Annotated in this window: 3 rRNA genes; all 3 read left to right on the forward strand. The window is 63.4% G+C overall.

Annotation, left to right across the window (positions count from 1 at the left end):
- Nucleotides 1-179 precede the first annotated feature (179 nt).
- Nucleotides 180-1,685 (forward strand): 16S ribosomal RNA (locus GDJ93_RS06330).
- Between the two features lie 396 nt (nucleotides 1,686-2,081).
- Nucleotides 2,082-5,058 (forward strand): 23S ribosomal RNA (locus GDJ93_RS06335).
- Between the two features lie 148 nt (nucleotides 5,059-5,206).
- Nucleotides 5,207-5,322, forward strand: a 5S ribosomal RNA gene (gene rrf, locus GDJ93_RS06340).
- The 16S, 23S and 5S rRNA genes sit together here, the layout of an rRNA operon.
- The last annotated feature ends 31 nt before the right edge of the window (nucleotides 5,323-5,353 follow it).

The raw sequence follows: 5,353 nt of genomic DNA on the forward strand, positions 1-5,353 counted from the left end.
GTGTCGCATCCGGGCAGACATCGAACCATTTGAAATGGTCTAACTTGGATTTGTTTTTCGCAAGGCCGCCGAGAGGCGGCCCCGAGAAATTCCTTTTCCTATACTAAAACCATATGAATCGAACGGAACCGATCAGCGATGAACTGAGAGGACCGGACGGGCTCGAAGCCCATATATTTTGGACGGAGAGTTCGATCCTGGCTCAGGATGAACGCTGGCGGCGCGCCTAACACATGCAAGTCGAACGGCACCCCTCTCCGGAGGGAAGCGAGTGGCGAACGGCTGAGTAACACGTGGAGAACCTGCCCCCTCCCCCGGGATAGCCGCCCGAAAGGACGGGTAATACCGGATACCCCGGGGTGCCGCATGGCACCCCGGCTAAAGCCCCGACGGGAGGGGATGGCTCCGCGGCCCATCAGGTAGACGGCGGGGTGACGGCCCACCGTGCCGACAACGGGTAGCCGGGTTGAGAGACCGACCGGCCAGATTGGGACTGAGACACGGCCCAGACTCCTACGGGAGGCAGCAGTGGGGAATCTTGCGCAATGGGGGGAACCCTGACGCAGCGACGCCGCGTGCGGGACGGAGGCCTTCGGGTCGTAAACCGCTTTCAGCAGGGAAGAGTCAAGACTGTACCTGCAGAAGAAGCCCCGGCTAACTACGTGCCAGCAGCCGCGGTAATACGTAGGGGGCGAGCGTTATCCGGATTCATTGGGCGTAAAGCGCGCGTAGGCGGCCCGGCAGGCCGGGGGTCGAAGCGGGGGGCTCAACCCCCCGAAGCCCCCGGAACCTCCGCGGCTTGGGTCCGGTAGGGGAGGGTGGAACACCCGGTGTAGCGGTGGAATGCGCAGATATCGGGTGGAACACCGGTGGCGAAGGCGGCCCTCTGGGCCGAGACCGACGCTGAGGCGCGAAAGCTGGGGGAGCGAACAGGATTAGATACCCTGGTAGTCCCAGCCGTAAACGATGGACGCTAGGTGTGGGGGGACGATCCCCCCGTGCCGCAGCCAACGCATTAAGCGTCCCGCCTGGGGAGTACGGCCGCAAGGCTAAAACTCAAAGGAATTGACGGGGGCCCGCACAAGCAGCGGAGCATGTGGCTTAATTCGAAGCAACGCGAAGAACCTTACCAGGGCTTGACATATGGGTGAAGCGGGGGAGACCCCGTGGCCGAGAGGAGCCCATACAGGTGGTGCATGGCTGTCGTCAGCTCGTGTCGTGAGATGTTGGGTTAAGTCCCGCAACGAGCGCAACCCCCGCCGCGTGTTGCCATCGGGTGATGCCGGGAACCCACGCGGGACCGCCGCCGTCAAGGCGGAGGAGGGCGGGGACGACGTCAAGTCATCATGCCCCTTATGCCCTGGGCTGCACACGTGCTACAATGGCCGGTACAGAGGGATGCCACCCCGCGAGGGGGAGCGGATCCCGGAAAGCCGGCCCCAGTTCGGATTGGGGGCTGCAACCCGCCCCCATGAAGTCGGAGTTGCTAGTAATCGCGGATCAGCATGCCGCGGTGAATGCGTTCCCGGGCCTTGTACACACCGCCCGTCACACCACCCGAGTCGTCTGCACCCGAAGTCGCCGGCCCAACCGAGAGGGGGGAGGCGCCGAAGGTGTGGAGGGTGAGGGGGGTGAAGTCGTAACAAGGTAGCCGTACCGGAAGGTGCGGCTGGATCACCTCCTTTCTAGGGAGATAAATCTTCTAGAGAGATCAACTTAACTCGAATAGAGGGCAGGAGCCCGTCCGGTGGATGTCGCCCGGAGGAAGTCCCCGCAGCACCCGGTCCCCGGGGTCGCACCCGCGTACCTTGAGAGCCGCATAGCGATAGGAGAGAGATGGAAGAGTATCCTCTTCCAGACTCGATTCTTTTCTGCGATTAAATCAAGAATGATAGCAATCATTCATCCGATCCAAACAAGAAGAATTCACTTATATATGAGTGAGGAGCATCTGATCGCGAGCACAGTGAAGACACTGTGCCGCGGTATGAGATACCCGAATTGCGACATACGAGCGCTATTCATGATATCGATTAATTAATTTTAGCGACACGTGGATATCCCGCGGGCCCGATGCGGTCCCGCAAGATACCACGGGCGCACGGCGGATGCCTTGGCACAGGGAGCCGATGAAGGACGCGGCAAGCTGCGATAATCCCCGGCGAGGAGCACACATCCTTCGACCCGGGGGTCTCCGAATGGGCGAACCCATGCACAGCGGTGTGCATATCCCCGGCCCGAACACATAGGGCCGGGGAGGACAACCCGGGGAACTGAAACATCTAAGTACCCGGAGGAGAGGAAATCAATCTCGAGACTCCCCGAGTAGCGGCGAGCGAAAGGGGACCGATGGCCAAACCGTCGAGCGGGCATACCCGGCAGGGGTTCCGCCGACGGGGTTGCAGGGCCGCGCATCCGGGGGCTGCCGCCCCCGGGCGCAGGTCCGGCTGGGGAGCGGAACGGCATGGGAGGGCCGGCCGCAGCGGGTGACAGCCCCGTACGCGAACCCAGACCGGACGGCGCGACGCGGTCCCTGAGTAGGGCCGGGCACGTGAAACCCGGTCCGAACCTGGGTGGACCACCATCCAAGCCTGAGTACTACCCTGTGACCGATAGCGCACCAGTACCGTGAGGGAAAGGTGAAAAGCACCCCGGGAGGGGAGTGAAACAGTACCTGAAACCGTGCGCCCACGAGCAGTCGGAGCAACTTTTTAGTTGTGACGGCGTGCCTTTTGTAGAATGAGCCAGCGAGTCGCTGGCGCGGGGCGAGGTTAACCGAAAGGGAGCCGGAGCGAAAGCGAGCCTTAACAGGGCGACTTGAGTCCCGCGCCGCGGACGCGAAGCCGGGTGAGCTATCCGTGGGCAGGCTGAAGCGGGGGTAAGACCCCGTGGAGGGCCGAACGCACGTCGGTTGAAAACGGCGGCGATGACCTGCGGATAGGGGTGAAAGGCCAATCAAACCCGGAGATATCTCGTTCTCCCCGAAATAGCTTTAGGGCTAGCGTCGCGCGTTCACCGCCGGAGGTAGAGCACCGGATGGACGAGGGGGCTTCGCCGCCTACCGAATCCAACCGAACTCCGAATGCCGGCGGCCCAGAGCGCGGCAGTCAGAGCATGTGGGCTAAGCTGTGTGCTCGAGAGGGAAACAGCCCGGACCGCCCGCTAAGGTCCCCAAGTTCCAGCCGAGTGGCAAAGGATGTGCGTCCGCCCAGACAACCAGGATGTTGGCTTAGAAGCAGCCATCCATTCAAAGAGTGCGTAACAGCTCACTGGTCGAGTGGACATGCGCCGACAATACACGGGGCTAAGCTGGACACCGAAGCGGCGGGATTTTAATTCATTAGAATCGGTAGGGGAGCTTCCCATGGGCGGAGAAGCCGGAGGGCGACCGACGGTGGAGCGCATGGGAGTGAGAATGCTGGCATGAGTAGCGAGAGACGAGAGAGTAACTCGTCCGCCGTGAACCCGAGGTTTCCTGGGCAAGGCTAATCCTCCCAGGGTCAGTCGGGGGCTAAGGCGAGGCCGGGAGGCGTAGCCGACGCGCAGCAGGCAGACATTCCTGCACCGCGCACGCGGCGCTACGACCGACGGGGCGACGGATGGGGGTGGCTCGGCGGGGTTCTGGACGTCCCCGTGATGGAGCGCGGCCCGCGGACCAGGGAAATCCGGTCCGCATCAAGGGCGAGGCTCCGGACGAAGCGACTGAGCGAAGCGAGTGAGCCCGAGGTCCCTAGAAAAACCCCTAGGCAGGCGCGTGCGCGCCCGTACCGCAAACCGACACAGGTGGGTGGGTAGAACATACCGAGGCGATCGGGTCAACCATGGTCAAGGAACTCGGCACAATGGCCCCGTAACTTCGGGAGAAGGGGTGCCCGCGCGTACGTGAACCGGCTCGCCCGGGGAGCGGAGGCGGGCCGCAGTGGAGAGGCCCAAGCGACTGTTTACCAAAAACACAGGACTCTGCAGAAGCCGCAAGGCGACGTATAGGGTCTGACGCCTGCCCGGTGCCGGAAGGTCACGCGGAGGAGTTAGCGCATCGCGCGAAGCCCCGAAGCCAAGCCCCGGTAAACGGCGGCCGTAACTATAACGGTCCTAAGGTAGCGAAATTCCTTGTCGGGTAAGTTCCGACCTGCACGAAAGGCGCAACGACTTGGGCGCTGTCTCGACCATGGACCCGGTGAAATTGCACTGGTCGTGAAGATGCGACTTACCCGCGGAAGGACGGAAAGACCCCGTGAACCTTCACTGCAGCTTGGCATTGGCCGCTGGTCCCGCGTGTAGAGGATAGGCAGGAGGCATCGATCCGGAGGCGCCAGCCCCCGGGGAGCCGCCCTTGGAATACTGCCCTCGCGCGACCGGCGTCCTAACCCGAGGCCGTCAACCGGCTCGGGGACCGTGCCAGGCGGGCAGTTTGACTGGGGCGGTCGCCTCCTAAAGGGTAACGGAGGCGCGCGAAGGTCCGCTCGGGACGGTCGGCAACCGTCCTTTTGAATGCAAGAGTACAAGCGGGCTTGACTGCGAGGCCCACAAGCCGAGCAGGTGCGAAAGCAGGCTCTAGTGATCCGGCGGCCCCGAGTGGGTGGGCCGTCGCTCAACGGATAAAAGGTACTCCGGGGATAACAGGCTGATCTTGCCCAAGAGTCCACATCGACGGCAAGGTTTGGCACCTCGATGTCGGCTCATCGCATCCTGGGGCTGGAGCAGGTCCCAAGGGTACGGCTGTTCGCCGTTTAAAGCGGTACGCGAGCTGGGTTCAGAACGTCGTGAGACAGTTCGGTCCCTATCCTCCGTGGGCGCAGGAGAATCGATGGAGGCTGCCCCCAGTACGAGAGGACCGGGGTGGACGCACCTCCGGTGAACCGGTTGTCGACCAACGGCACGGCCGGGTAGCCGCGTGCGGCGCGGATAACCGCTGAAGGCATCTAAGCGGGAAGCCGTTCCAGGGATTAGTTCTCCTTCCGGTAAGGGCCCAGGTAGACTACCTGGTCGATAGACGGCAGGTGCAAGGACGGCGACGTCCTCAGCCGAGCCGCACTAATCGCCCGAGCTCTTCCGGAACCGCACCTCGCGGCCCGCGGGACATGCGCTCAGAAGCGCGGTCCGGGCACGAGGATGCCCCCGAGTCAGTTTCTTTCCTATACGCCATGCGGCCCCCAGGGCACGTGAGTAGACACCCGGACACCGTAACGGTGGGCGCCGCCCACCGGTCAGCGGCCAGAGCATGGGGGGCACGCCCGGTCCCGTTCCGAACCCGGAAGCTAAGCCCCATCGCGCCGAGAGTACTGCGGGGTCAGCCCGTGGGAGGCCAGGGCGCCGCTGACCGGTGGACGGCACCGAGCCGTACGCTTGAACT

It is taken from the genome of Collinsella aerofaciens, assembly GCF_902501475.1.
Lineage (GTDB): Bacteria > Actinomycetota > Coriobacteriia > Coriobacteriales > Coriobacteriaceae > Collinsella > Collinsella aerofaciens_AL.